We start from the raw sequence: 25,066 nt of genomic DNA, 5'->3' as shown, positions 1-25,066 counted from the left end.
CTGGGGCAGAGTTCAGTAAAAATGAAGTCTGGATGATCGTCAGCCAGTTGACCATCAACAATGGATAAAGTTTCCGCGATCAACTGCCGATAATCTTTCCGTTTTAGGGCCAGCGGATTTCTGCCTTTTCTTGCAAACGGGGATAATCATGTTCAAACAGCTATCAATTCGTACTGCATTACTCACGCTTTTGGCTTTTATGACGCTGCTGCTGCTGGCAGTCAGCGCGATGGGCATCTCTGCCATCAACGCAGGCAATCAATCACTGGATGCCATTAACCGCATTCAGGGAATCGAACTGAACAGTTTGTACCAAAGCAATGCCGACCTCATGCGCGCGCGCGGCAGCGCCGCATTGGCCGTGCGCAAAATCGAAATCGGATTACTGGAGGACGGCGCCAGCGTCACCAAACAAGCTGAGGAGGATGTCACCAGTTCCCAGCGTCATCTGAAAGCCTTTATTGATGCCGGAACGGTAACGGCTCAGGGTAAAATCCTCGCCGATGCCGTGGCTACTTCGTTCGCTGCCTATCATAAGGGCGCTATCGTGCCGATGATGGATGCGTTACAAAAGCAGTATACCGACGAATATTACCAGGTTTTGGAAGGCAACCTCTCAACGCTGGCAAGCAACTACGCGAAAGCCGTGCATGATTTTGCCGTTTATGCTGATGAAGTCTCAGCTACACGTCTGGCGCAAGCTGCACACAATGAGTGGCAGATGAAAATCATGATTGGCGTGGCGATGGCGTTGACGCTATTGCTGATCGTCATTGCCTGGCAACTGCTGCGTCGTCTGCTGCTGCGTCCACTTGATGGCGCGATTGTGCATCTGGAGCAAATTGCGGCCGGCGATTTATCCCAGCCGCTGCCCGCAGCAGGAAAGAGTGAATTAGGCCGTCTCAATCAGGCGCTGGCGAATATGCAGCTGGCGCTCAGCAGTTCGGTCAGTCAGGTGCGCGAAGCCAGCTTGCAGATTGACGTGGGAAGCCGCGAGTTAGCGGCGGGCACCGTGCATCTCTCGCAGCGTACCGAAGAGTCCGCCGCTTCGCTGGAGCAAACCGCGGCCAGCATGGAACAGCTCACCGCCACCGTGCGTCTCAATGCCAGCAACGCCAAAGAGGCCAATCAGCTCGCCAGCAATGTATCCGACAGTGCCGATCGCGGTGCCGAAGTGGTCGGCTACGTGATGGAGAAGATGCAGGAGATCACCCAAAGCGCCAATCGCATCGGCGATATCCTCAGCGTGATTGATGGCATTGCCTTCCAGACCAACATCCTGGCACTGAACGCTGCGGTTGAAGCCGCGCGTGCCGGTGAACAAGGACGGGGTTTTGCCGTGGTCGCTAATGAAGTGCGCACGCTGGCTGGTCGCAGCGCTACCGCCGCCAAAGAGATTCGCGAGCTCATCGCAGAATCGCAGACGCGGGTGCAAGAGGGCAGCGATATGGCCACGCGCGCTGGCGAAACCATGGATGAGATTTCAAGCGAAGTGATGCGCGTGACTACGCTGATGAAAGAGATCTCCATTGCTTCGGAAGAGCAGAGTCGCGGTATCGAGCAGGTGAATCAGGCGGTGACGCAGATGGATGAAGCCGCGCAGCAGAACGCCGCGTTAGTCGAAGAAGCCAGCGCTGCCACCCAATCGCTGGAAGCGCAGTCACAGCAGTTGCAGGATTCGATGGCGCAATTCCGTGTAGTCGCGGCGCTGCCTTCGTAGGCAGCAACAAAAAGCCCGCACGGAGGCGGGCTTTGCACAGCGGGAAAAAACTTAGGCTGAATGGTCGTCCGGATATTCACGGATGAAGCGTTCAACGTCGCCCACCATTGCATCGTTGCCGCAGAAGAACGGGCAGCGCTGATGCAGCGTTTCTGGCTGGATGTCGAGGATGCGATTGGCGCCATCGCTGGCTTTACCGCCCGCTTGCTCCGCCAGGAAGGCCATTGGGTTGCATTCGTACAGCAGACGCAGCTTGCCTTTCGGGTGGCTGGCGGTGCTTGGATAGAGATAGATGCCGCCTTTCAGCAGGTTACGGTGGAAGTCGGCCACCAGTGAACCAATGTAGCGCGAGGTATACGGGCGCTTGGTGGCGATATCTTCTTCCTGACAGAACTTCAGGTATTTCTTCACACCTTGCGGGAAGCGAATGTAGTTACCTTCGTTGATCGAGTAGGTGTAACCCTTCTCCGGGAAGGTCATGCGCTCGTGGCTCAGGCAGAATACGCCGAGCGACGGATCGTAAGTAAACGCATGCACGCCCACACCGGTGGTGTAAACCATCATGGTCGAAGAACCGTAAACCACGTAACCCGCGGCAACCTGCTTGTTGCCCGGCTGCATGAAGTCGGCTTCGGTGATTGGCGTACCCGGCTCGCTGATGCGATGGTAGATAGAGAAAATGGTGCCGACGGAAACGTTAACGTCGATGTTTGAAGAACCGTCCAGCGGATCCATTAATACAACGTATTTGCCATTCTCAGAGCCTTCAAAGATGACGAACTCGTCTTCTTCTTCCGACGCGATACCGGCCACCACGCCGCGTGCTTTCAGGGCGGCTTTCAGCTTTTCGTTGGCAAACAGATCAAGCTTCATCTGCTGCTCACCCTGCACGTTTTCCACGCCGCTGGCACCCAGAATATCCACCAGACCCGCTTTGTTGATGTCGCGGTGGATAATTTTAGCGCCAAGCTTAATGGAAGAAATCAGCGCCGTCAGTTCACCTGTGGCGTGTGGAAAGTCGTGTTGCTTCTCGACGATGAATTCGCCTAACGTTTTCATAACACATTCCCTGCATCTACGATGGAGTGGCAGCAGCTGTAACAAGCTACCAACGTATGAGCGCAGTTTAGCCGATTGAACTTTAAAAACCATAGTCCTAATCCGTTTCTTCCCTCTCAACTCGGCGTTACACTGTGCGCCGAACTTTTGAGTAATGGATCTCTTTATGCGTATTCACATCCTCGGGATTTGTGGCACTTTCATGGGCGGACTGGCGATGCTGGCGCGCTCGCTGGGACACGAAGTGACCGGCTCAGACGCCAATGTCTATCCGCCGATGAGCACGTTGCTGGAACAGCAAGGCATTGAATTGACTGAAGGTTACGATGCCAGCCAGCTCGATCCGCAACCGGATCTGGTGATCATTGGTAACGCGATGACGCGCGGCAATCCTTGTGTCGAAGCGGTACTGGAACGCAACATTCCTTACCTCTCCGGCCCGCAATGGCTGCACGATTTCGTCCTGCGCGATCGTTGGGTGCTGGCGGTGGCGGGAACCCACGGCAAAACCACCACAGCCGGCATGGCAGCGTGGATTCTCGAGGCCTGCGGCCTGGAACCGGGCTTTATCATCGGTGGTGTGCCAGGAAACTTCGAGGTTTCGGCAAAATTAGGAAAAAGTCCATTCTTCGTCATCGAAGCGGATGAGTACGACAGCGCGTTCTTCGACAAGCGTTCCAAGTTTGTGCATTACTGCCCGCGCACGCTGATCCTCAACAACCTCGAATTCGATCACGCGGATATCTTTGACGATCTGCGCGCCATCCAGAAGCAGTTCCATCATTTGATCCGTATCGTGCCGGGCCAGGGCAAGATCCTGCTGCCGGAGCACGACAACAACATCAAGCAAGTGATGGCGATGGGCTGCTGGAGCGAGCAGGAAACGGTGGGCGATAACGGTCACTGGCAGGCGAAAAAGTTGACGCCGGACTCTTCACATTGGGAGATCTGGCTCGACGGCGAGAAAGTCGGCGAAGTGAACTGGGCGCTGGTGGGCGAGCACAACATGCACAATGGCCTGATGGCGATTGCAGCGGCGCGTCATGTTGGGGTGAAACCGGGGGATGCCGGTGAAGCGCTGAGCAGCTTCATTAATGCGCGTCGTCGTCTCGAACTGCGTGGTGAAGTGAATGCCATCAAGGTGTACGACGATTTCGCTCACCATCCTACCGCGATTCTCGCCACGCTGGCGGCGCTGCGCAGCAAAGTGGGCGGCACCGCACGCATTCTGGCGGTGCTGGAGCCGCGCTCAAATACCATGAAGATGGGGGTGAGCAAGAACGAGTTAGCGCCATCGCTGGGCCGCGCAGACGAAGTGTTCCTGTTCCAGCCGCACCATATTCCGTGGCAGGTTTCCGATGTGGCCGAGGCGTGCATTCAGCCGGCGCAGTGGAGCGCGGATATCGATACGCTGGTGGAAATGGTGGCGAAGAAAGCCCAGCCAGGCGATTCGATTCTGGTGATGAGTAACGGCGGGTTTGGTGGGATTCACCAGAAACTGCTGGAGCGGTTAGGGCGATGATGGTGCGGGTTTTTCCCTCACCCTAGCCCTCTACCGTAAGCGGGCAAGGGAATGTTTAGGTGGAGCTCGGTCGGCCCCTTCTCCCGCTTGCGGGAGAAGGTTGGGATGAGGGGAAAACCGCAGAAAACTTAAGCTTCTGCCAGCTCGCGCAGATACTGGAAAATCAGGCGGGCGGATTTTGGTGGCTTGTTAGTGGCTTTCTCTTTCTGCGCGTTACGGATCATGCTGCGCAGTTGCTGACGATCGGCGTGCGGATAGAGATTAAACACTTCAGCGACCGCGTCATCACCTTGCTCGATCAAACGATCGCGCAAAATCTCCAGCTTATGGAACAGCGCAACCTGCTGGTTGTGACGGTTCTTCAGCTTATCCAGCGCCTGGCGAATCGGATCTTCATCGCGTGAACGCAACATCTTACCGATCAGCTGCAGCTGACGGCGACGGCCTTCTTTCTTGATGCGCTGCGCCAGCTCAATCGCGTCGCGCAGTTGTTCGTCGAGAGGGATTTTGTCGAGGGAGTTTTTCCCCAACTCAACGAGCTCGGCGCCAAGGCGTTTTAGCTCTTCGGCATCGCGCTTAATTTCGCTTTTGCTGACCCAGATAATCTCTTCATCTTCTTCGTCATTATTATCCGGCACATCGTCGAGCCAGTCTTCGGGCTGCTTGGTCATCTCTTGGCTCCCTAAAAAAAAGAGGCTAATCCTACCAGTTTATCGGGCGACTGCGAAATTGTTCTCTGAGTCTGATAGACTCAATCCATTCATACTTAAGATTAGACGGCAGGTCGATGAACGTATCTACTCAGGTTGCAGAACAACGTAAAGTGTTGGAACAGGCTGTCGCGCAGGCGTTGGAATTGGCAAAAGCCAGCACCGATGGCGCTGAAGTGGCGGTCACGAAAACCACCGGCATCGGCGTCAGTACCCGCTATGGCGAAGTGGAAAACGTCGAATTCAACAGCGATGGTGCGCTCGGCATCACCGTCTACCATCAAAACCGTAAAGGCAGCGCTTCCTCCACCGATCTCAGCCCGGATGCGATCAAACGCACCGTGCAGGCGGCGATCGACATTGCGCGCTACACCTCGGTGGATCCGTTCGGTGCACCGGCAGATCCCGATCTGCTGGCGTTTGAAGCGCCGGATCTCGATCTCTACCATCCGTGGGAGATCGATGCCGATCGCGCTATCGAACTGGCCGCTCAGGCGGAACAAGCGTCGTTGCAGGCCGACAAGCGCATCACCAACACCGAAGGCGGCAGCTTCAACAGCCACGTTGGTATCAAAGTCTTTGGTAACAGCCACGGCATGTTGCAGAGCTACTGCTCCAGCCGCCATTCGCTCTCCAGCTGTGTGATAGCCGAGCAGGACGGCAATATGGAGCGCGATTACGCGTATACCATTGGCCGCGCTTTTGACGATCTGAAAAGCCCGGAATGGGTTGGCGCCGAGTGCGCCCGCCGCACGCTGTCGCGTCTGGCACCGCGCAAGCTTTCGACCATGAAAGCGCCGGTGATCTTCGCGCCAGAAGTGGCGACCGGTTTGTTTGGTCATCTGGTGGGCATGATCAGCGGCAGCAGCGTGTACCGCAAATCGACCTTCCTGCTTGATTCGCTCGGTAAGCAGATTTTGCCAGAGTGGCTGACCATTGAAGAGCATCCGCACCTGCTGAAAGGCCTGGCATCCACGCCGTTCGACAGCGAAGGCGTGCGCACCCAATCGCGTGACATCATTAAAGATGGCGTGCTGCAGAACTGGCTGTTGACCAGCTACTCGGCGCGCAAGCTCGGCTTGCAGAGCACCGGCCACGCAGGCGGCATCCACAACTGGCGTATTGCCGGTCAGGGCCACAGCTTTGACGACCTGCTGAAGCAGATGGGCACCGGTTTAGTGGTAACCGAGATGATGGGCTCCAGCATCAACGGCATGACCGGCGACTATTCACGCGGCGCATCCGGTTTCTGGGTGGAAAACGGTGAGATTCAATATCCTGTGAGCGAGATCACAATCGCTGGTAACCTCAAGGAGATGTGGCTCAATATGGTAACCGTCGGTAACGACATTGAAACCCGCAGCAATATACAATGCGGATCGGTGCTGCTGCCGGAGATGAAAATCGCCGGACAATAAGAGTCATCGCTTTCTGAAAGCAGCCCGCAAGGCTGCTTTTTTTTGGCCCGACAATAATAAAAGGACATACCAATGCGTAATAATCATGTGATTGCAGTGTTGTCGTTATCGCTGTTGTTCTCCTCGGCTAGCGTGTTTGCAGCCGATTTAGAAAAAGATATGGATACGCTCAAGGATGGTCTGAGCGTGGTGAAGAAAACCTCTGACGCGCAGGAGATGCATACCGCGTTGGGCAAAATGCGTCAGGCGGCAACGGATGCTAAGCAATCCACGCCGGAAAAACTGGAAGGTCAGGCGGCCGATAGCGCGCAGATCAAGGATTATCACGCCGGTCTGGATTCGCTGATTGCCCAGATCGATGTGGTCGATCAGCTGGCGCAAGCCAACAAGCTGGACGAAGCCAAGGCCGAAGCGAAGAAACTGGAAGATATTCGCAACGCCAACCATAAGAAATTCCGTTGATAACCCGGCCAGCCCAGCGGCTGGCCTTATTCCTCTTTGCCTTATCTCCGCTTTAATCCGCATAACTCCATCAATTCTCGCATTTTGTGACCGCTTTCGCACACTTCGTGCGTCCTGAGATCTGGCGCACACTCGCCCGCAGGATTTCCACTTTGAGGTGGAAAAGTTGCGACTCAACAGCCTCAAGGCGAAAGCGTACTTTCTTATCAACGAGAAATATCTGTAATTGTCCGCTGTAAACAGGAGTAACAAGGTGAGGAGTGAAGCTGTCCCGCTGAAACAGAGCACGCCGGAAGCGATCCAGGCGCTGGCGGATAAGGTGTTAAGCCAAATTGCAGCGATCTACGCCGCACATCACATCGAAGCCAACGCCGTGCAGCAGCAGATGCTGGCTTCGCATGTCCGGGCGATGGCATCGCGCTCTTTAACGGGTGAAGCGCTACCGGAAGTAGAAGCTGAGCTGTTTGAAGATATCTCGCCGGAAACCATGGCGCTGGCGCAGCAGGTGGTGGATCTGTTTGGCAATCTGCCCAAAGAGGAAGCCTGGTTGTTGTCCGTCCATATCGAAGTGGCGAAATCGAACGAAGCATAAATTGCGAGGAATTGAACATGGTAACTGTAGTGATTGGCGATCGTCTGGGTAAAGGTCAGAAAGTAGCAGCGGGCATCGAGAAAGCCGGTGGTCGTGCGGTGGTGGTGCCAGGCGTGGCAGCCGACATGAAGCTGGGTGACGTGATGAAAGCGGAAAATGCCGACTTCGGTATCTCCTTCTGCGGCAGCGGCGGCGCCGGTGCAATTACCGCGCAGAACAAATATGGCTACAAAGCCAAACACGGGATGCGTTCGATTGACGAAGGCGTTACCGCCATCAATGAAGGTGCCACCGTGCTGGGCTTCGGCTTTATGGATAAAGAAGAGCTGGGTGAGCGTCTGGTGCAGGCCTGGACTAAAAAACACGGCAGCTAAGTATGAAACAGCAATACGAGACGCAGGTAACGGTGCAGGGCAAAGGCGACAGTAAAGCAAAAGCCTTTGCCGATGCGCTCAGCAAGGTGCAGCAGCAAGTGCTGCGCACCAGCCAAAAGATTCTGTTGCGCATTGAACCCATAGATGTGCGGGTGCTGCGCGCGCAGGAGAGCGTGCGCAAGGAAAAATTCTTGTTCTTCTTCCTCGCGCGTGAGCGACGGAATTACAGCGTTGAGCTGGACATTACCGTTAGCGTCACTGTGATCGACACCGACAAGGTGGACTTCATAGCGACTTAATAAAAACGACAACAAGGGTACGACGACATGTTTTTAATCATTTTGTTTAAGTCGTTAATCATTGGCGGATTGGTTGGCGTCGGGGTGGGAGCGGGCGCAGCGCGCATGTTCCACGCACCGACCACACAAGGTATGGGCGCGTTCCGTACCTTGGGAGAACTCAATTCCTGTGAAGGCGATCCGGCATCGCACTTCTCCTTTGGTCTCGGCTTCTTCTTTAACGCCTGGGCATCATCCGTGGCAGCGGGTTCCTTCACGCAGGACGTCGATCACCGCATTTTGCCGAACTGGGGCGCGGCGGCACTGATGGTGAAAAACCGCAACGTGGCGGAAACGCTGCACAACCCGAAACGCATGGCGATTGCCTGCGGCATCATCGGCATGATTGTGGTGGCCTTCCTTAACAGCACGGCATCTGCGGTTCCGGCGGCGCTGCAGGTTACCGCAGTAAAAGTGCTGGTGCCGGCGGCTAACCTGCTGGTGAATACCGTGATGCCAGTGATCTTCTGGCTGGCAGCGATTGATGCCGGTAAGAAATCTGGCTTCTGGGCCACCATTTTTGGCGGTCTGGCGCAGCTGATCATGGGTAACGCCGTACCGGGTTTGGTGCTGGGCATCCTGATTGGTAAAGGTGTGGAAGAGAGCGGCTGGAACAAAGTCACCAAGGTGATGATGTTTGCCATCGTGCTGCTGTTTGCCTTGAGCGGCTTCTTCCGCGGTTTCGATCTGAAACTGCTGCAATCCTTCCAGCTGGGTATTCCGGGCTGGCTGGATATGATCCACAACAGCGTCAGCGGCAAATAAGGAGCCATCAGCATGAACGAGAACGAAAACAAAGGGTTCTGGTACGCCGACTGGTCTTTCCCGATTTTTGTTGGCCTGCTCTCCTCCGGCGTATTTGCCGGTACGCACATGTATTACCTGTACGGCATTGGTGCTTTTAACGAAGTGGCATTTGTCTCGATGCTGCGCTCCGGTATGGAAACCGGCGTGTATGGCGCAGTGGCGGCGTTTGGTGCCAGCTTCCTGTTTGCACGCATTATCGAAGGTTCGCTGGTGGGGATTCTCGATATCGGCGGCGCGATCCAGACCGGCGTCGGCCTCGGCGTGCCTGCGCTGCTGCTCGGTGCCGGCATTGTGTTCCCGGTCGCCAACTTTGCCGCATCGCTGGCTACGGGTTTGGTGGTGGGCTTAGCGATAGGTTATCTGATCATCCTGGCGCGTAAGTTCACCATCAACCAGAGCGACTCAACCTACGGCGCAGACGTGATGATGGGCGCGGGTAACGCATCGGGCCGTTTCCTCGGGCCGCTGATTATCCTTTCTGCCATGGCGGCGTCGATTCCTATTGGTATCGGTTCGCTGGTGGGGGCGCTGCTGTTCTACCTGTGGAATAAGCCTATTACCGGCGGCGCGATTTTGGGCGCGATGGTGTTGGGTGCGATGTTCCCAATCTCACTCTGATACTGATGTGCGGCCATATGGCTGCACATATCCGTAGCGGCGTCATTTATTGCGCGATAAATCGCGCCGCTACGAAATGAGCGTTTGTACGTGAGGAGTAAGCATGTTTGATCTGATTCTGCGCCGCGCACGTCTGTGTGACGAACTGCTGGTGGATATTGCCATCCAGCACGGCAAAATTGCCGCCGTCGGCGAGGTGAGTGGCCCGGCACAGCAGGAGCGCGATCTCGCCGGACGTTACTATGTCAGCGCTGGCTGGATTGATAGCCACGTGCACTGTTATCCCCAATCCCCGATTTATCACGACGACGCCGACACCATTGGCATGGCGCAAGGCGTCACCACGGTGGTGGATGCCGGCAGCACCGGCGCTGACGACATCGACGACTTTTATCAGCTCACGCGTTCGGCTACCACCGAAGTACGCGCGCTGATCAACATTTCACGCACCGGCATTGTGACGCAAAACGAGCTGGCCGATATGGCGCAGATTGATGGCGATGCGGTGGTGCAGGCGGTGAAACGCCGTCCCGACTTTATCGTTGGCCTAAAAGCGCGCATGAGCAGCAGCGTGGTGGGTGAGAACGGCATTCAGCCGCTGGTGCGGGCCAAGGCGATTCAGCAGGCAGCCGGCAATTTGCCGCTGATGGTGCACATCGGCAACAATCCGCCGGTGCTGGAAGAGATCGCCGATCTGCTGACCTCCGGCGACATCATTACCCACTGCTTTAACGGCAAGCCGAACCGTATCTTGTCACCGCAGGGCGAACTGAAAGCAGCGGTGAAAAATGCCATCGCGCGCGGCGTGAAGCTGGATATCGGCCACGGCGGCGCCAGCTTCAGTTTTGAGGTGGCGCGTCAGGCGATTGCGCAGGGCATTCTGCCCGACACCATCAGCTCCGACATTTACTGTCGTAACCGCATCAACGGCCCGGTGCATAGCCTGGCGCACGTGATGTCGAAATTCTTCAGCATTGGCATGACGCTGCCGCAAATCGTCGAGTGCGTCACCGTTAATGCCGCTGCTGGCCTGCGTCTGGCGGGCAAAGGGCGCTTAACCGCCGGTTATGACGCCGACCTGACCATTTTTACCGTCAAAGAGGAAGCCTGCCCGTTCGTTGATGCTGAAGGCGAACGGGTATTAGGTGAACAACATATTCTGCCGCTGGCCGTGGTTATCGCCGGTCACTGGCATCTGACTGATGAAGGGAAAGCGAATCATGTCTTCGATTTATGAAAAATATGACCTGAAACAGGTCATCAACGCCTCGGGACGCATGACCATTCTCGGCGTCTCCACGCCGTCTGCAGATGTGGTGGATACCGTCAGCTACGGTCTGAATCACTATTTCGAGATGAAAGATCTGGTCAACAAGACCGGCGCTTACATCGCCAAACTGCTGGACGTGGAGAGCGCGGTGGTGGTGTCGTGCGCCTCAGCGGGCATTGCGCAGAGCGTGGCGGCGGTGATTGTTAAAGATAACGACTGGCTGCTGGAGAACCTGCACGCCGCGCCGCTCAGCGTGCCGCACGATATCGTGGTGCCAAAAGGGCACAACGTGAACTTCGGTGCGCCGGTTGGCACGATGGTGGCGCTGGGCGGCGGGCGTTTGATCGAAGCCGGTTACAGCAATGAATGTTCGCCAGAGCAGTTGGCGGCGGCAATCACGCCGACCACGGCGGCGCTGATGTACATCAAATCGCACCACTGCGTGCAGAAAAGCCATCTTAGCGTGGAGCAGGCAGCGGTAGTGGCGCGCAAGCACGGCATTCCACTGATCGTTGATGCGGCAGCGGAAGAAGATTTGCAGTGCTACTACCAAATGGGCGCGGATCTGGTGATTTACAGCGGCGCCAAGGCGATTGAAGGGCCGACCAGCGGCTTAGTGATTGGTCGTACGCAATACGTTGAGTGGGTGAAACGCCAGAGCAATGGCATTGGTCGCGCGATGAAAGTCGGCAAAGAGGGCATTCTCGGGTTGACGCAGGCGATTGAAAACTATCTGGTGCAGCCAAAAACCACCGGCGCCGAGATGGTGGCCAACATGACGCCGTTTATCGACAACCTCAACACGCTGAACGGCGTCACCGCCCGCGTGGTGTGGGATGCCGCCGGACGCGATATTGCGCGTGCCGAGATCAAGTTTGATGAAGCGGTCACCGGCTGGCCGACTGGCGAACTGGTGCAGGCGTTGAAAACTGGCGACATCGCCATCTATTTCCGTGGCTACAAAGCCAACGAAGGCATTATCGAAGCCGATGTGCGCAGCGTTAGCGCCGATCAGCTGCACATCATCTTTAGCGCTATTCAGGCGTTGATCAGCGGAGGAAAACGCGCATGAGTCTGAACCCGAATTTCTATCAGGATCGCCTGTGCCTTAACGTGCTGGCCGGTTCGAAGCAGAACGCCAAAGCGATCTGGCAGGCGGCTGAAGGTCATGTGCTGGTGGGCGTGCTGTCAAAAAACTACGCCAGCAATGAAGAAGCCATTGCCGATATGCGCGAGTATGCGGCGCTGATCGACAATGCGTTATCCGTGGGTTTGGGCGCGGGCGATCCGAACCAGTCGGCGATGGTGAGTGAGATCTCGGCGGTGCTGCAACCGCAGCACGTCAATCAGGTCTTCACCGGCGTGGCGACCAGCCGTGCGCTGCTCGGCCAGAATCAAACCGTGGTAAATGGTTTGATTTCACCGACCGGCACGCCGGGCCTGGTGAAAATCTCCACCGGACCGCGCAGCTCGAAGAACGCCGACGCGATTGTACCGATCGACAGCGCCATCGCCATGTTGCAGGACATGAGCGGCAGCTCGGTGAAATACTTTCCGATGGGCGGCCTGAAAGCGGTAAATGAGTATCGCGCGGTGGCGGAAGCCTGCGCGCGTCACGACTTCTGGCTGGAACCCACCGGCGGCATCGATCTCAATAACTTCGAAGAGATTGTGCGTATTGCGCTCGATGCAGGCGTTAGCAAAGTGATCCCGCACGTTTACAGTTCGATTATCGATAGCGCAAGCGGCGACACGCGCATTGACGATGTACGTCAGCTTCTGGCAACGTGCAAGAAACTGCTGTAACAAATGAGTAACAGGTGAGGCTCCGTGAGATTTCCCAACCAGCGTCTGACTCAGCTTTTCGCTGCGCTGCAAAATGAAACGCTGCCGCAGGATGAGCTGGCACGTCGCTTTTCCGTTTCAACGCGCACGGTGCGCACCGATATCACCGCGCTGAATGCGCTGCTGGAACAGCATGGCGCGCAGTTTGTGCTGGCGCGCGGCGCGGGATATCAACTCAAAATTGACGATGCGGCGCGCTTTGGCCGCTTACAGCAAGAGAGCGCGACGCCACTGCGCGTGCCGCGTACCTCACAGGAGCGCGTGCGCTATCTGCTGACGCGCTTTCTGACGGCGGCGTATTCGATCAAGCTGGAAGATCTGTCCGAAGAGTGGTTTGTCAGCCGCGCCACGCTGCAAAGCGATATGGCAGAAGTGCGCGAATGGTTGGGCCGCTATCACCTTAATATCGAAACCAAACCGCATTACGGCATGAAGCTGTTTGGCAGCGAGGCGGCGATCCGCACCTGCTTAACCGACCTGCTGTGGCAGATCGATCAGGAGACGCCGGACAGCCCGCTGCTGACGGTGGAAGCGCTGCACAGCGGCATTCTGGCGCAGCTCGAACCTTTGCTGCAACAGTGCTTCGCCCAGCACGCCATTCGCCTCAGCGATGAAGGCGACCGCTATCTGCAAATCTACTGCGCGGTGGCGGTGCGACGCATCAGCGAAGGTTTCCCGCTCAACGATCCGGGTGCGGAAGATGTGGGCGAGGAAGTGCGCGAGGCGGCGCACGATCTGATTAACATGATGCGTCCGCTGGTCGGCAAACCGATTTCACAGGCGGAAGAGAACTGGCTGCGGGTCAACATCGCCGCACGCCAGATTCAGGCGCTGGCACCGAGCACCATTAACGCTGACGACGCCGATGCGCTGGTCGATTACCTGCTAAATTACATCAACACCCATTACAACTATCGGCTGCAGCACGATGAGCAGCTGCGTGCCGATCTGCTCACCCATATCAAAACCATGATCACGCGGGTGCGCTACCAAATCCATATCCCCAATCCGCTGTTGAGCAACATCAAACAGCACTATCCAATGGCCTACGATGTGACGCTGGCGGCGGTGACCAGCTGGGGTAAATACACCCCTTACACTATCAGTGAGAACGAGATCGGTTTCCTGGTGCTGCACATTGGTGTTGGGCTGGAGAGGCATTACGACGTCGGCTATCAGCGCCATCCACAGGTGCTGCTGGTGTGCGACAGCGGCAACTCCACGCTGCGCATGATTGAGGCGCTGCTGCTGCGCAAATACCCGCAATTGGTGGTGACGGCGCGGCTGTCACAGCGCGACTATGAACTGCGCGAGCATATCGATGAAGACTTCGTGATCTCCACCGCGCGGCTCAGCGAGAAGAATAAGCCGATTGCGGTGATGTCGCCATTCCCAACCGAGTTCCAGCTGGAGCAGCTCGGCAAGCTGGTGCTAGTGGATCGCACGCGCCCGTACATGCTGGAGAAGTACTTCGACGCGCAGCACTTTATGGTGCTGGATAAGCCGATGGCGCAGTCAGAGTTGTTCCGCCTGCTGTGCGATCAGTTGGAGAGCGAAGGTTTTGTCGATGCGGATTTTTATCCGTCGGTTGAGGAGCGCGAAGCGATTGTCAGCACCCTGCTCGGCGAAGGCATCGCGCTGCCGCATTCACTCGGACTGCTGGCGCAGAAAACCGTGGTCTACACGGTGCTGGCGCCGCATGGCGTGAGCTGGGGCGAGGAGACAGCATCGGTGATTTTCCTGCTGGCGATCAGCAAGAGTGAATACGAAGAGGCGATGGCGATTTACGATCTGTTCGTCACCTTCCTGCGCGAAAGAGCGATGACGCGGCTGCGTGATTGCGCGGATTTTGTCAGTTTCAAAGCGGTGGCGATCGATTGTTTGAGTCGGATGTAAGGGTTGTGCGTGCTGTCCCCCATCCCGGCCTTCCCCCGCAAGCGGGGGAAGGAGATGCAGCTTCATCACTAACATGTGGCAGCATCTTCCTCCCCATGCAGCTTCATCACTAACATGTGGCAGCATCTTCCTCCCCCATTTATGGGGGAGGACCGAGGAGGGGGACTGCGTGCACAATCTACCCGCGTTTCGCCAGCAACCTCGGAATCTCACGCAAACACCAGGCTTTGGCTTCGCCCATGCTGTCGCGGCGCCACGCCATAATAATGTCCACTTCGCGCGTATACTCGGCGCTCACCACGCGTAAACGACCTTCGGCGATATCCTGCTCCACCATCGGATACGGCATGGTCGCCACACCCAAACCGGCCAGCAGCGCGCGGCGTTTATCATCCATGCTGCTTACCGTCAGACGCTGCTGCTTATCCAGCAACTGCACCGTCAGCACTGGGCGCTCGCGCGCGGTGTCCGCCACCGCGATGCCGCGATACTTCACGCGCGTCACTTCTGACAGCGGCTCAGCTTCCTGATGAATCGGATGATCCGGGCTGGCAACGTAGACGCTCATCGTGCTGTACAGCTTGCGGGTGTTGATTTCGGTTGAGGCGCGGAAGTGCATATCCGGGGCAATCACGATATCGGCGCGGCCCTGTTCCAGCCTTTCCCAGGCACCGGCTAATACTTCCGTGATCAGCGAAATCTGCGTATTGGCTTTTTCTGACAGCTTCTCAACCAGCGGGAATAAACGCTCGGAAGGCACCAGCGCCTCGGCAACAATGGTGAGATGCGTTTCCCAACCGCGTGCCAGCGCTTCGGCATCGGTGGTGAGCTTGTCGGCGGCTTCCAGCAGCACGCGGCCCCGTTCCAGCAGCATACGGCCCACGTTGGTGAACTTGGTGCGGTGGCCGGAACGGTCAAACAGCACCACATCCAGCTCCTCTTCCAGCTTCTGCATGGTGTAACTCAGCGCGGAAGGGACGCGACCCAGTTCATCGGCCGCAGCGGCAAAGCTGCCACGACGGTCAATAGCATCCATCACACGTAAAGCTTCAAGGGTTAACGCGCGGTCTTTTGCCATGCCGATTCTCTGTCAGTAAATTTGAACATGCCAGGCAGATTAACTGGCTTACAATCCGGCGTCCAGACTTTTACCATAATCCCATCAAGCCTGCGGTCGGTTCTCACCGCAGCGCGTCGGAGGATTATCATGATGACAACCCGCTGCGCGTCCGCATGTGGCCAGGCCGATTTCGGTTGGTTGCAGGCGCGCTACAGCTTCTCATTTGGCCACTATTTCGATCCAAAATTAATGGGCTATGCGTCGCTGCGCGTACTCAACCAGGAAATTCTGGCCCCGGGCGCCGCATTCCAGCCGCGCAGTTATCCGCAGGTCGATGTGCTGAATCTGGTGCTGCAAGGTGAAGCCGAGTATCGCGACAGCGAAGGCAATCATCTGGTGGCGCGTGAAGGCGAGGCGATGCTGCTTTCTGCGCGTCAGGGCGTGAATTACAGTGAAATTAACATCAGCAAAGATCGCCCGTTAACCCGCATGCAACTGTGGCTGGCGGCCTGTCCGGAACGTGAAAACCCGCTGTTGCAGAAGCTCGACCTGCCGCAACAAACCAGCGTACTGATCGCCTCGCCCAATGGCGCGCAGGGCAGCCTGCAGCTGCGCCAGCAGGTTTGGGTGCATCAGGTGACGCTAGCGCCGGGCGAGCAGTACACGGTGAAATTGCACGGACCGCGCGCTTACCTGCAATCGATCCATGGTTCGCTGGATGTGCAGGCCAGCAGCGCCAACCAGCAGCCGCTAGGCTGCGGCGACGGCGCGTTTCTCAGCGATGAGAACCAGATTAGCCTGCAGGCCAGAACGCCGCTGCGCGCGCTGGTGATTGACCTTCCCGCCTAACCCTCACGCACAAAAAAGGGCGACCGAAGTCGCCCTGATGCTTTGCTGTAACGCTTATTTGAGAATGGTGAAGGCCGTAGTCACGTGCTTCACGCCGCTCACCCGGCTGGCAACATCGGCCGCCGCCTTCGCTTCTTCTGCAGTAACCAGTCCCAACAGGAACACTTCACCGTTTTCGGTGGTCACTTTGACGTTGGAGGATTTCACCTGATCGCTGCCCAGCAGCTGCGAGCGGATTTTGGTGGTGATCCAGGTATCCGATGAAGAGGTGCCGAGGCTGACTTTCTGTCCATTACGGATTTCGTTATACACCTCGGTGGCCCCATCAACGCCCATGGCGATCTGTTTGGCACGGCTTGCCAGATCCGGGGTTGGCGACTGGCCGGTTAGCAGTACTTTGCCCTGATAAGCGGTGACAACCACGCGCGCCTGGTTTTTGATCTGTTCATCTTTTGCCAGTGCGTTCGAGACGCGCAGCTCCAGCGTACCGTCATCGACCTGCGTGCCCACGGTGCGCGGATCAGTGGCGGTTTTGGTGGCGACGGCAGCGCCGCCGGCAACCACGGCAACACAACCTTGCAGCAGCATGGCGGTTAAGAGAATGGCGACAGCGTTCAATGCTTTCATTTGAGCTCCTTCAGTCATTCCTGGTGTGGGAATAAAGTGTTATCAATCAAATCGCACAGGCAGTTCAGCGTCAGCATATGCATTTCCTGAATGCGCGCACTGCGATGAGATGGAATGCGAATTTCCACATCATGCGGACCGAGCAGGCCCGCCAGCTCACCGCCGTCGTGGCCGGTTAACGCAACGATGGTCATATCGCGGGTAACCGCAGCTTCAACCGCTTTGACGATATCGCGGGTGTTGCCACGGGTGGAAATGGCCAGCAGCACATCACCAGCCTGACCAAGCGCTCGAACCTGCTTGGCGTAGATTTCATCGTGCAGACGATCGTTACCAATCGCCGTCAGCATCACATTATCAGCGCTCAACGCCAGCGCAGGCAGGCTAGGGCGCTCTGTCTCGAAACGGTTAATCATGCTGGCGGCAAAATGCTGGGCATTCGCCGACGACGCACCGTTACCGCAGCTAAGGATTTTGTTACCGTTCAGCAGCGACTGCACCAGCGTCATCGCGGCGCGGGAAATCGCATCGGGCAGCGCTTCGGCTGCAGCGATTTGGGTCTGAATACTTTCGGTAAAACACGCTTTAATTCTGTCCTGCACAAGACCACCTGGTTCTATCCATCGGCATTAAAGGCATCGGGCAGCCACTCCAGCTCACGCCCGGTAATGGCAATGATGTCAAAACGGCAATTCACCGTATCAAAACTGCCGCCACGCGCCAGCAACCAGAGCGCGGCGGCACGCAGCAGCTTTTGTTGTTTCTGGCGCGTTACGCTGGCGGCGGCACCGCCGTAGCGCGCATCGCGTCGATAGCGCACTTCAACAAATACCCAGCAATCGGCGTCGCGCATAATCAGGTCAATTTCCCCGCTGCGACAGCGTACATTGCTGGCAAACCACTGCAGCCCGGCGCGCTCCAGATAGCGACGCGCCAGTTGTTCCTGCTCAGCGCCAATGCGCTGGCGGTTTACTGCACCGGAACGATCTGTCCCTGACGATACTGGTTCCATGCCAACTTCCTGTTGATCACGCAATCCGTGTCGGCGTTCAGCTTGCCGGTGTTGCCATCAATGGCAAAGCCAGGCACCTGACGCATCTGGTTAAAGTTATTCGCCAGCGTCCAGGCGTCAATGCCCATCGCGTAGAGGCGAACCAGCGAATAATCGTTGTTGAACGACTTCGCCGCCTGCTGCATTAAGCCCGGATTGCTACCGGACAGCAGCGGAATATCGCTGAACTGCAGGCCATCCATCTCCAGACGGAAGTCCGGGCCTGCACCCGCCTGCGCACTGCGTGAGCTGGCGTACAGCGCGGTATTGTTGCGGCTGCTGGTGCGCATCGCAATCATCGGCTTGATCAGCTGCAGCTCATCCTGGCTGGCGACGATGTACACCGCATCAACGCTACCGCTGCTGGCATCGGCCGTTGGCGCCGGTGCGCTGGTTTGCGGTGCAGGAATCGTCAGGCCAGCAATCGCCACGCTCTGCGATTGTGCAGGCTCAACGTTGAGCGGCGTGCCGCTTAACGCGATACCCGCACCGCTGTTGATGCCTTGCTTGAGTTCGCCGACGCCGCCAAAACGCTGCTGCAGCACGGTTGAGCCACCCAGCGTTTGCCACTCTTGCGCGAACGCTTTGCTGATACGGTCGCCATAACTGCTGCGTGGCACCAGCAATAATGGCTGGCGTTTGCCTTGCTCGTAGATATGGTGCGCGGCATCGCGTGCTTCGTCTTCAGGAGAAAGCGCAAAGTAACAAATATTCGGATGGTTCTGGATCTGTTCTGGCTCGTTCAGGGCCAACACGTTAAGCGGCGTGTTGCTATTGGCGACGGTTTCAACGTCATTTTTTAGAAGCGGGCCGACCACCAGCGTGGCGCCATCTTGCTGCGCCTGCTGCATCACCTGCGCAATCGGCTGGCTACTGGTGTCATACACTTTCACCTGCGCATTGCTGTTGCCCTGTGGGGCGGCGGGTTGTGCGGCTGGCTGTGACTGCTCGGTTTGCGGCGGTGTGTTACCTGCAACGGCGGGGCTGACCACGCTATTGGCATCCGCTGGCGGCTGTGCGCTGGCATCGGCTGTATTAGCCTCAGGAGCGGCTTGCGGTGCCGGTGCATTGAGCACGCCATTGCGCGCATCGGTGAAGCCTTTCTGAATCGCATTGGCAAACACCTGCGCCTGGCCGTTAAGCGGCAGCAGCAGCGCGATGGTATTGGTCGACGCTTTGGTGAAGTTCTGCACCTGGCTGAGCTGGGTTGGCAGTGTCTTCGCGCCTGGGTTCTGCGGATAACGCGTCTGCCAGTCCTGAATCGCCGCTTTCAACATTTGTGGGTCCTGGCTGTTTGCGCGCCAGGTATTCAGCAGATCGAGCCAGCCCTGCAGGGTATTTTCATCAGCATTGATCACCAGGCTGTTGATCTGATCCTGGGTCATCTGCGTCAGCGCTTGCCAGGTTGCATCGATATTGCTTTGGTGATCGGCACCTTTCAGCAGCGGCTCCTGCGCTATATAGGCACGCAGCAGCGAGAGTGAAGGGCGATTCTGTGCCGCCGCGATTTGCAGCGCGTAGTAACGCACCTGCTGGTCCTGCGACAAGCCGCCGCTTTTCACCTGGCCCAGCAGCTGTTGCGCACCGGTGTAATCCTGCTGCCCAATCTGCATCTGCGCGCGCAGCAGCAGCAGTTCTTGCTGTTGCACTTCGCTTAACTGCTGCGGCAATTGATTGAGCTGATTCGCCGCCTGCGGATACTTTCCTTCCTTCAACAGGGCACGGATGGCAAGTAATTGCCAGTCGGTCTTGCTATCATCGCTGCTTTGCTGCACCTGCTGCAGATAATAGTCAGACCGGCCAGTCGCAGGACCCTGAATATTGACGTTAGAGGTTTGTTGCGGTCCCTGACCACTACAGGCGGCTAAAATCAGCCCAGCGAGAAGAACAGGTACTAAGCGTCCTGCTTTATGACGTACGACTTTTGAAGGAAGCATACTGTATCCAGTGATGTTTTTTTCAAGATGCTCAATATTAAATCGGCAATTCGGATGAAACAATGAAACAACTCGATCGGGCAGAGATTTCTGCCAGCACGCTCTATATCGTTCCTACCCCGATCGGTAACCTGGGTGATATCACTCAACGAGCGTTGACGGTGCTCTCAAGCGTCGATCTAGTCGCAGCGGAAGATACACGTCATACCGGGCTGTTGCTACAACATTTCGCCATCAATGCGCGACTCTTCGCACTTCACGACCACAACGAACAGCAGAAAGCTGAGGTGCTATTAGCTAAGCTGCAAGAGGGCCAGAGCATCGCGCTGGTCTCCGATGCCGGCACGCCGTTAATTAACGATCCCGGCTACCATTTGGTGCGTCGCTGCCGTGAAGCTGGTGTGCGCGTGGTGCCGTTGCCAGGTGCTTGTGCAGCGATTACAGCATTAAGCGCGGCGGGGTTACCGTCCGATCGTTTCTGTTACGAAGGGTTTCTACCGGCCAAAAGCAAAGGACGTTGCGATGTGCTGCGTGCGCTGGGTGAAGAGCCGCGTACGCTGATTTTCTATGAATCGACCCATCGCCTGATCGATAGCCTGCAGGATATGGTCAGCGTGTGGGGCGGCGAGCGCTACGTGGTGCTGGCGCGTGAGATCACCAAAACGTGGGAATCTATTCAGGGCGCACCGGTCGGCGAGTTGCTGGCGTGGGTGCAGGAAGATGAAAATCGTCGTAAAGGCGAGATGGTGCTGATTGTTGAAGGCCATAAAGCGGATGAAGAAGCGCTGCCGGCGGAGGCGTTGCGCACGCTGGCGCTGCTGCAAAAAGAGCTGCCATTGAAGAAAGCCGCTGCGCTGACGGCGGAAATTCATGGGGTGAAGAAGAACGCGCTTTATAAGTACGCGCTGGAGCAGCAAGAGGCGTGACAAACGCTGGCAAATCGCCTATTATCCCGCGCCGAAGCTGACCAGACAGTCGCCGCTTTGTCGTCGTCCTCTTTCGGGGGGAGACGGGCAAAGGGGAGGAAAGTCCGGGCTCCATAGGGCAGGGTGCCAGGTAACGCCTGGGGGGCGCAAGCCTACGACCAGTGCAACAGAGAGCAAACCGCCGATGGCCCAGTAATGGGATCAGGTAAGGGTGAAAGGGTGCGGTAAGAGCGCACCGCGCGGCTGGCAACAGTTCGTGGCACGGTAAACTCCACCCGGAGCAAGGCCAAATAGGGGTTCACAAGGTACGGCCCGTACTGAACCCGGGTAGGCTGCTTGAGCCAGTGAGCGATTGCTGGCCTAGATGAATGACTGTCCACGACAGAACCCGGCTTATCGGTCAGTTTCGACTTTTTTAAACACAAAACCCGCTTCGGCGGGTTTTGTGTTTTCTGAGGCTTGTGCGTGCTGGTCCTCAGCCTAACCTTCTCCCGCCTGCGGGAGAGGGGACCAATCGAGCGATCTTTCAAACCGCAATAAACAGTTCCCTCTTCCTCTGGGAGAGGGTTAGGGTGAGGGAATACACACACTTTTAATTAAACGCCTCCACGTAAAGAAATGAAAATCCCTGAAAACATTACTGCCGCTATGCCAGAATAAGCGCGTGTTTAACTACTGAGGACAAATTTAATCCACACTGACGAGAAGCAACAACGTGGATAAGTTGTAATTTTATGGACAAAATGTTTGCGTCAAATAAGGCTCCACTCTCCTCCTCTCTCTCTGAATCAAACTGCTCAATCTGCGATCAGCACTGGCGCTTCGCGCTTTAGTTCCGTTCTCTCCTATTCTGACTTTTTAATTTAACTTTGCTAACACGCCTATTTTCGCGTGGGTGGCGTTTATTTCTCGTTCAGGAGAGAAATCATGCTGTATTGGATTTTATTAGCGCTGGCGATCGCCGCGGAAATTATTGGCACCGTCTCAATGAAATGGGCCAGCGTAAACGGTGGCAACGCCGGTTATATTTTTATGCTGGTGATGATCGCACTTTCTTATATTTGTTTATCCTTCGCCATTAAACGTATTGCCCTTGGCGTGGCGTATGCCATGTGGGAAGGCATTGGCATTCTGTTTATTACGCTGTTTAGCGTGCTGTTGTTCGATGAAGCCTTATCCGCCATCAAAGTAGCCGGCCTGCTGACGCTGATCCTCGGCATTGTCCTGATCAAATCCGGCACGCTGAGCCGCAAGGAGCTGCGCCATGGCAACGTTTAACTGGCTGCATATCGCGTGGCTGGCGCTGGCCATTGGCCTGGAGATCGTCGCCAATATCTTCCTGAAATACTCCAACGGTTTCCGCCGTCCACTGTTTGGCGTGTTATCGCTGGTGGCGGTGCTGGCGGCGTTCAGTGCGCTGGCGCAGGCGGTGAAAGGCATCGATTTGACGGTAGCCTACGCGTTATGGGGCGGGCTGGGATTGGTCGCCACCGTGGCGGCAGGCTGGATTCTGTTTGGCCAGCGTCTGAGTCGGGTTGGCTGGCTGGGCGTGGGGTTGTTGTTGATAGGTATGGTGCTGATTAAGTTTGCCTAAAGTACCCTCTCCACGTTGGGAGAGGGTAAGAACATCAACCCCGGCCGTGTGGCTCATCCCAGTCAAAGGCTGGACCCAGCGAGATCACGCCGCTTGGGTTGATGGTTTTGTGGCTGCAGTAGTAGTGATGGCGAATGTGCGGCAAATTAACCGTGTCAGCGATGCCTGGCATCTGATAGATGTCGCGCAGGAAGCCGCTCAGATTACGGTAATCACTGATGCGGTGACGATCGCACTTAAAGTGGGTGACGTAGACCGGATCGAAGCGCACCAGTGTGGTCCACAAGCGCAAATCGGCTTCGGTAAGTTGGTTGCCAGTGAGATAGCGGTGTTGGCCAAGAATCTGTTCGAGACGCGCTAACGAATGGAACAGCGCCGTTACCGATTCATCGTACGCCGCCTGCGAAGTAGCAAAACCGCTTTTATACACGCCATTGTTGACCGTGTCGTAAACCCAGCTGTTCACTTCATCAATTTTGTCGCGTAGCTGCGCCGGATAATAGTCACCCGCGCGGGCACCTTGCGCATCAAAAGCGCTGTTGAGCATGCGCATGATGTCGGCAGATTCATTACTAACGATGGTTTGCTGGGTTTTATCCCACAGCACTGGCACGGTCACACGGCCGGAATAGTGCGCATCGGCGTGCAGATAGATTTGATAGAGAAACTCTTTTTGATACAACGCATCGCCGGTGGCGTCAGGGAAGCTGGCGTCAAAGGTCCAGCCGTTCTCCAGCATCAGCGGATGCACCACCGAAACTGAAATCATCTCCTCCAATCCCTTGAGTTTAAGCATTAACAGCGTGCGATGCGCCCACGGGCAGGCAAGCGAGACGTAAAGATGATAGCGACCACGCTCAGCGGCGAAGCCCGCTTTGCCGGTTGGACCGGCGCTGCCATCGGCGGTAACCCAGTTACGCCAGACGGCTTCTGTGCGCTTGAAGCGGCCACCGGTTGACTTCGTATCGTACCAGGTATCATGCCAGACACCGTCAATCAGCTGTCCCATAAGCCCTCCATAATAAAAAGGGGCGAGGAAAATCCCCACCCCTGCAATTCAGTATATGTGTTCTCTAACGCTTGTGCTGCTTAGCGTGCGGTCGCTGGCTGAACGCGCTGACGAATCAGTCGGTCAATGCTGTAAGCGCCTGGACCTACCAGACCCAACACCAGGAAGCCACCGGCGATGGAGAGGTTTTTCATGAACATCAGCTGGTTAACACCTTCCGCGAAGTTGCTGTGGAACAGGAACGCGGTCAGCAGAGTAAAGCCAGCGGTGAACAGGGCGGTAAAGCGCGTCAGGAAACCGAACAGAATCGCCAGGCCGCCACCGAACTCCAGCAGAATAACCAGCGGCAGCAGGAAGCCTGGGACGCCCATTGCCTGCATGTATTGTGCGGTACCGGCGTAACCGGTGATTTTGCCCCAGCCTGCGGTGATAAACAGAATGGTCATTAGTACGCGTGCTACCAGCAGGCCTGAGTCTTCGAATTTTTTCATCATCTACTCCAACAAGGTTTTTGTTGCAGGTTGTTGGCCTGCGGGTTTTGAATCCCCTTGAACCGGTTGTTTCAGTTCACTGGGCTGATGGAGGAAGATGATAATCGCAGGTTGAAAGAGTTGTAAGCGAGATAAACTGTCAATGTTGTTCAGTAAATTTGAGGGGGAGTGAAACCGAATCAATTCGATCCGGTTTTAGAGAGAGAGAAGCTAGCGGGTATTTAAAGTCGATTTGATCATGCGCCAGGTGCTCCAGACGCCGAAACCGCGCTTGGCCCAGCGCAGCAGACGATTGGGGCTGCGAATCGACCAAATGGCCAATGCACTGCTGCCAATCGCCAGATAACGACGCATGCCAATGATGGTTAACCAGCCGCGATCGTACTGCGCGGTGCTGGTCAGCCAGTCGCGGCTGTCGGCGCTGAGGTCAAGCCGCTGCTGCTGCACCTGATTGAGCAGTTCGTGAATGCGTGCTTCACGTTCGCGGCGGCTCATGAGCGATGCTCCTCCAGCAGTTTACGATCGGTATCCAGCTCTTTACGCGTATGGCGCAACAACGTTGACTGACGCGATTTGTATAACGTCCACAAACCGAAGATGAGCGCCAGAGCAAATAGCACCGCCGTAGTGATGGCAATCGCCATCAAGCGATATTGTGCGTCCACCGCCCAGATGATCAACACCATCAGGCTCATGAGACCGAAAGCGGTAAACAGCATAGTAAGGCCCACCATCATCAGCATCTGAATCAGGTTGGCCTTTTCCTCTTCCAGTTCCACAATTGCCAGTCTGACGCGCGTCTCGACCATGCTAACCAGCGTGGTAACTACCCGTTGACCGATGTTAAAGACCCCTTTGCCGGGGCCGTGGCTTTGCTGACTATCACTCATC

The 25,066-nt window shown here is 56.4% G+C and carries 28 protein-coding genes and 1 other RNA gene; 18 read left to right on the top strand and 11 right to left on the bottom strand.

Going from position 1 to position 25,066, the window contains the following annotated elements; genetic code table 11:
* Positions 1–148 precede the first annotated feature (148 nt).
* Positions 149–1,720 (top strand): methyl-accepting chemotaxis protein, encoded by a 1,572-nt coding sequence (locus K5Y33_RS19215; protein WP_192412243.1) that lies wholly within the window; start codon positions 149–151, stop codon positions 1,718–1,720.
* 51 nt (positions 1,721–1,771) lie between these two features.
* Here the strand turns inward: K5Y33_RS19215 and fbp are convergent, their stop codons facing one another.
* Entirely contained in the window at positions 1,772–2,779 is a 1,008-nt protein-coding gene (gene fbp, locus K5Y33_RS19210) for a class 1 fructose-bisphosphatase (protein ID WP_008103565.1), read from the bottom strand.
* Positions 2,780–2,945: 166 nt separating this feature from the next.
* Here fbp and mpl point away from each other — a divergent pair, with 166 nt between their 5' ends.
* Positions 2,946–4,301, top strand: coding sequence for a UDP-N-acetylmuramate:L-alanyl-gamma-D-glutamyl-meso-diaminopimelate ligase (gene mpl / locus K5Y33_RS19205; protein WP_101762887.1), 1,356 nt, complete (start codon positions 2,946–2,948; stop codon positions 4,299–4,301).
* Between the two features lie 128 nt (positions 4,302–4,429).
* On the opposite strand, the gene yjgA is transcribed toward mpl, so the two are convergent.
* Positions 4,430–4,972 carry a ribosome biogenesis factor YjgA gene (gene yjgA / locus K5Y33_RS19200; RefSeq protein ID WP_179452057.1) on the bottom strand — a complete coding sequence of 181 codons (543 nt, stop codon included), beginning with the start codon at positions 4,970–4,972 and terminating at the stop codon, positions 4,430–4,432.
* Positions 4,973–5,088: 116 nt separating this feature from the next.
* Here yjgA and pmbA point away from each other — a divergent pair, with 116 nt between their 5' ends.
* The 11 genes from pmbA to K5Y33_RS19145 all read left to right on the top strand — a co-directional run bounded on the left by pmbA (position 5,089) and on the right by K5Y33_RS19145 (position 14,631).
* Positions 5,089–6,429 (top strand): metalloprotease PmbA, encoded by a 1,341-nt coding sequence (gene pmbA, locus K5Y33_RS19195; RefSeq protein ID WP_222234919.1) that lies wholly within the window; start codon positions 5,089–5,091, stop codon positions 6,427–6,429.
* Between the two features lie 72 nt (positions 6,430–6,501).
* Complete coding sequence (gene cybC / locus K5Y33_RS19190; RefSeq protein WP_222234918.1) at positions 6,502–6,891, top strand: cytochrome b562; 390 nt, start codon at positions 6,502–6,504, stop codon at positions 6,889–6,891.
* 253 nt (positions 6,892–7,144) lie between these two features.
* Entirely contained in the window at positions 7,145–7,483 is a 339-nt protein-coding gene (locus K5Y33_RS19185; protein ID WP_007892186.1) for a glycine dehydrogenase, read from the top strand.
* A gap of 17 nt (positions 7,484–7,500) precedes the next feature.
* Positions 7,501–7,857, top strand: a complete 357-nt coding sequence (locus K5Y33_RS19180) for an SFCGS family glycine-rich protein (protein WP_008103553.1) — start codon at positions 7,501–7,503, stop codon at positions 7,855–7,857.
* Between the two features lie 2 nt (positions 7,858–7,859).
* Positions 7,860–8,156: a DUF4312 family protein gene (locus tag K5Y33_RS19175; RefSeq protein WP_137386587.1), complete on the top strand. Its 297-nt coding sequence runs from the start codon at positions 7,860–7,862 to the stop codon at positions 8,154–8,156.
* A 27-nt stretch (positions 8,157–8,183) separates the two neighbouring features.
* Complete coding sequence (locus K5Y33_RS19170; RefSeq protein WP_101762892.1) at positions 8,184–8,960, top strand: DUF4311 domain-containing protein; 777 nt, start codon at positions 8,184–8,186, stop codon at positions 8,958–8,960.
* Positions 8,961–8,972: 12 nt separating this feature from the next.
* Positions 8,973–9,620, top strand: coding sequence for a DUF4310 family protein (locus K5Y33_RS19165; RefSeq protein WP_222234917.1), 648 nt, complete (start codon positions 8,973–8,975; stop codon positions 9,618–9,620).
* Positions 9,621–9,723: 103 nt separating this feature from the next.
* Positions 9,724–10,857, top strand: a complete 1,134-nt coding sequence (locus tag K5Y33_RS19160; protein WP_192236157.1) for an amidohydrolase/deacetylase family metallohydrolase — start codon at positions 9,724–9,726, stop codon at positions 10,855–10,857.
* The gene (locus K5Y33_RS19155) at positions 10,841–11,962 is read left to right on the top strand and encodes a DgaE family pyridoxal phosphate-dependent ammonia lyase (RefSeq protein WP_101762894.1); all 1,122 of its coding nucleotides are present in this window, start codon (positions 10,841–10,843) and stop codon (positions 11,960–11,962) included. The genes K5Y33_RS19160 and K5Y33_RS19155 overlap by 17 nt, the downstream gene beginning before the upstream one ends.
* A complete protein-coding gene (locus K5Y33_RS19150; protein ID WP_222234916.1) occupies positions 11,959–12,696 on the top strand; it encodes a KDGP aldolase family protein in 738 nt (245 codons plus the stop codon). The genes K5Y33_RS19155 and K5Y33_RS19150 overlap by 4 nt, the downstream gene beginning before the upstream one ends.
* A 24-nt stretch (positions 12,697–12,720) precedes the next feature.
* Positions 12,721–14,631, top strand: coding sequence for a transcription antiterminator (locus K5Y33_RS19145; protein WP_110867408.1), 1,911 nt, complete (start codon positions 12,721–12,723; stop codon positions 14,629–14,631).
* 178 nt (positions 14,632–14,809) lie between these two features.
* On the opposite strand, the gene K5Y33_RS19140 is transcribed toward K5Y33_RS19145, so the two are convergent.
* Positions 14,810–15,709 (bottom strand): LysR family transcriptional regulator, encoded by a 900-nt coding sequence (locus tag K5Y33_RS19140; protein WP_101762897.1) that lies wholly within the window; start codon positions 15,707–15,709, stop codon positions 14,810–14,812.
* 129 nt (positions 15,710–15,838) lie between these two features.
* Here K5Y33_RS19140 and K5Y33_RS19135 point away from each other — a divergent pair, with 129 nt between their 5' ends.
* Entirely contained in the window at positions 15,839–16,540 is a 702-nt protein-coding gene (locus K5Y33_RS19135; protein ID WP_222234915.1) for a pirin family protein, read from the top strand.
* 54 nt (positions 16,541–16,594) lie between these two features.
* Here the strand turns inward: K5Y33_RS19135 and dolP are convergent, their stop codons facing one another.
* The 4 genes from dolP to K5Y33_RS19115 are packed head-to-tail and all read right to left on the bottom strand — an operon-like array spanning position 16,595 to position 20,155.
* Positions 16,595–17,167, bottom strand: a complete 573-nt coding sequence (gene dolP, locus K5Y33_RS19130; RefSeq protein ID WP_101762899.1) for a division/outer membrane stress-associated lipid-binding lipoprotein — start codon at positions 17,165–17,167, stop codon at positions 16,595–16,597.
* 14 nt (positions 17,168–17,181) lie between these two features.
* Positions 17,182–17,769, bottom strand: coding sequence for a DnaA initiator-associating protein DiaA (diaA, locus tag K5Y33_RS19125; RefSeq protein WP_007890352.1), 588 nt, complete (start codon positions 17,767–17,769; stop codon positions 17,182–17,184).
* A 14-nt stretch (positions 17,770–17,783) separates the two neighbouring features.
* Positions 17,784–18,179, bottom strand: a complete 396-nt coding sequence (locus K5Y33_RS19120) for a YraN family protein (RefSeq protein WP_008103534.1) — start codon at positions 18,177–18,179, stop codon at positions 17,784–17,786.
* Positions 18,137–20,155 carry a penicillin-binding protein activator gene (locus K5Y33_RS19115; RefSeq protein WP_101762900.1) on the bottom strand — a complete coding sequence of 673 codons (2,019 nt, stop codon included), beginning with the start codon at positions 20,153–20,155 and terminating at the stop codon, positions 18,137–18,139. The genes K5Y33_RS19120 and K5Y33_RS19115 overlap by 43 nt, the downstream gene beginning before the upstream one ends.
* Before the next feature lie 62 nt (positions 20,156–20,217).
* On the opposite strand from K5Y33_RS19115, the gene rsmI reads away from it, so the two are divergent.
* The 4 genes from rsmI (at position 20,218) to mdtI (ending at position 22,675) form a co-directional block, all read left to right on the top strand.
* Complete coding sequence (gene rsmI, locus K5Y33_RS19110) at positions 20,218–21,081, top strand: 16S rRNA (cytidine(1402)-2'-O)-methyltransferase (protein ID WP_101762901.1); 864 nt, start codon at positions 20,218–20,220, stop codon at positions 21,079–21,081.
* A 33-nt stretch (positions 21,082–21,114) separates the two neighbouring features.
* An RNA gene (rnpB, locus tag K5Y33_RS19105) (RNase P RNA component class A) lies at positions 21,115–21,493 on the top strand.
* A 515-nt stretch (positions 21,494–22,008) separates the two neighbouring features.
* The gene (gene mdtJ, locus K5Y33_RS19100; protein ID WP_101762902.1) at positions 22,009–22,359 is read left to right on the top strand and encodes a multidrug/spermidine efflux SMR transporter subunit MdtJ; all 351 of its coding nucleotides are present in this window, start codon (positions 22,009–22,011) and stop codon (positions 22,357–22,359) included.
* Positions 22,346–22,675, top strand: coding sequence for a multidrug/spermidine efflux SMR transporter subunit MdtI (gene mdtI, locus K5Y33_RS19095; RefSeq protein WP_222185357.1), 330 nt, complete (start codon positions 22,346–22,348; stop codon positions 22,673–22,675). Before mdtJ ends, mdtI begins: the two co-directional genes overlap by 14 nt.
* Before the next feature lie 34 nt (positions 22,676–22,709).
* On the opposite strand, the gene K5Y33_RS19090 is transcribed toward mdtI, so the two are convergent.
* The 4 genes from K5Y33_RS19090 to K5Y33_RS19075 all read right to left on the bottom strand — a co-directional run bounded on the left by K5Y33_RS19090 (position 22,710) and on the right by K5Y33_RS19075 (position 25,065).
* Positions 22,710–23,684 (bottom strand): glutathione S-transferase family protein, encoded by a 975-nt coding sequence (locus tag K5Y33_RS19090; protein ID WP_101762904.1) that lies wholly within the window; start codon positions 23,682–23,684, stop codon positions 22,710–22,712.
* An 80-nt stretch (positions 23,685–23,764) separates the two neighbouring features.
* Positions 23,765–24,175, bottom strand: a complete 411-nt coding sequence (locus tag K5Y33_RS19085; RefSeq protein ID WP_008103518.1) for a DoxX family protein — start codon at positions 24,173–24,175, stop codon at positions 23,765–23,767.
* A gap of 210 nt (positions 24,176–24,385) precedes the next feature.
* Positions 24,386–24,670, bottom strand: coding sequence for a YqjK-like family protein (locus tag K5Y33_RS19080; protein WP_008103516.1), 285 nt, complete (start codon positions 24,668–24,670; stop codon positions 24,386–24,388).
* Entirely contained in the window at positions 24,667–25,065 is a 399-nt protein-coding gene (locus tag K5Y33_RS19075) for a phage holin family protein (RefSeq protein WP_192236531.1), read from the bottom strand. The genes K5Y33_RS19080 and K5Y33_RS19075 overlap by 4 nt, the downstream gene beginning before the upstream one ends.
* Position 25,066: the final 1 nt, after the last annotated feature.

Source organism: Pantoea sp. DY-17 (genome assembly GCF_019795975.1).
GTDB lineage: Bacteria > Pseudomonadota > Gammaproteobacteria > Enterobacterales > Enterobacteriaceae > Pantoea > Pantoea leporis.
The sequence above is the reverse complement of the archived record's forward strand: the minus strand, read 5'-3'. Positions and strand labels throughout refer to the sequence as shown.

Bases quoted from the DNA above. Each gene is read 5' to 3' on its own strand.
- K5Y33_RS19215 (WP_192412243.1), top strand. From the start codon at position 149: ATGTTCAAACAGCTATCAATTCGTACTGCATTACTCACGCTTTTGGCT.
- fbp (WP_008103565.1), bottom strand. From the start codon at position 2,779: ATGAAAACGTTAGGCGAATTCATCGTCGAGAAGCAACACGACTTTCCA.
- mpl (WP_101762887.1), top strand. From the start codon at position 2,946: ATGCGTATTCACATCCTCGGGATTTGTGGCACTTTCATGGGCGGACTG.
- yjgA (WP_179452057.1), bottom strand. From the start codon at position 4,972: ATGACCAAGCAGCCCGAAGACTGGCTCGACGATGTGCCGGATAATAAT.
- pmbA (WP_222234919.1), top strand. From the start codon at position 5,089: ATGAACGTATCTACTCAGGTTGCAGAACAACGTAAAGTGTTGGAACAG.
- cybC (WP_222234918.1), top strand. From the start codon at position 6,502: ATGCGTAATAATCATGTGATTGCAGTGTTGTCGTTATCGCTGTTGTTC.
- K5Y33_RS19180 (WP_008103553.1), top strand. From the start codon at position 7,501: ATGGTAACTGTAGTGATTGGCGATCGTCTGGGTAAAGGTCAGAAAGTA.
- K5Y33_RS19175 (WP_137386587.1), top strand. From the start codon at position 7,860: ATGAAACAGCAATACGAGACGCAGGTAACGGTGCAGGGCAAAGGCGAC.
- K5Y33_RS19170 (WP_101762892.1), top strand. From the start codon at position 8,184: ATGTTTTTAATCATTTTGTTTAAGTCGTTAATCATTGGCGGATTGGTT.
- K5Y33_RS19165 (WP_222234917.1), top strand. From the start codon at position 8,973: ATGAACGAGAACGAAAACAAAGGGTTCTGGTACGCCGACTGGTCTTTC.
- K5Y33_RS19160 (WP_192236157.1), top strand. From the start codon at position 9,724: ATGTTTGATCTGATTCTGCGCCGCGCACGTCTGTGTGACGAACTGCTG.
- K5Y33_RS19155 (WP_101762894.1), top strand. From the start codon at position 10,841: ATGTCTTCGATTTATGAAAAATATGACCTGAAACAGGTCATCAACGCC.
- K5Y33_RS19150 (WP_222234916.1), top strand. From the start codon at position 11,959: ATGAGTCTGAACCCGAATTTCTATCAGGATCGCCTGTGCCTTAACGTG.
- K5Y33_RS19140 (WP_101762897.1), bottom strand. From the start codon at position 15,709: ATGGCAAAAGACCGCGCGTTAACCCTTGAAGCTTTACGTGTGATGGAT.
- K5Y33_RS19135 (WP_222234915.1), top strand. From the start codon at position 15,839: ATGATGACAACCCGCTGCGCGTCCGCATGTGGCCAGGCCGATTTCGGT.
- dolP (WP_101762899.1), bottom strand. From the start codon at position 17,167: ATGAAAGCATTGAACGCTGTCGCCATTCTCTTAACCGCCATGCTGCTG.
- K5Y33_RS19120 (WP_008103534.1), bottom strand. From the start codon at position 18,179: ATGGAACCAGTATCGTCAGGGACAGATCGTTCCGGTGCAGTAAACCGC.
- K5Y33_RS19115 (WP_101762900.1), bottom strand. From the start codon at position 20,155: ATGCTTCCTTCAAAAGTCGTACGTCATAAAGCAGGACGCTTAGTACCT.
- rsmI (WP_101762901.1), top strand. From the start codon at position 20,218: ATGAAACAACTCGATCGGGCAGAGATTTCTGCCAGCACGCTCTATATC.
- mdtJ (WP_101762902.1), top strand. From the start codon at position 22,009: ATGCTGTATTGGATTTTATTAGCGCTGGCGATCGCCGCGGAAATTATT.
- mdtI (WP_222185357.1), top strand. From the start codon at position 22,346: ATGGCAACGTTTAACTGGCTGCATATCGCGTGGCTGGCGCTGGCCATT.
- K5Y33_RS19090 (WP_101762904.1), bottom strand. From the start codon at position 23,684: ATGGGACAGCTGATTGACGGTGTCTGGCATGATACCTGGTACGATACG.
- K5Y33_RS19085 (WP_008103518.1), bottom strand. From the start codon at position 24,175: ATGAAAAAATTCGAAGACTCAGGCCTGCTGGTAGCACGCGTACTAATG.
- K5Y33_RS19080 (WP_008103516.1), bottom strand. From the start codon at position 24,670: ATGAGCCGCCGCGAACGTGAAGCACGCATTCACGAACTGCTCAATCAG.
- K5Y33_RS19075 (WP_192236531.1), bottom strand. From the start codon at position 25,065: ATGAGTGATAGTCAGCAAAGCCACGGCCCCGGCAAAGGGGTCTTTAAC.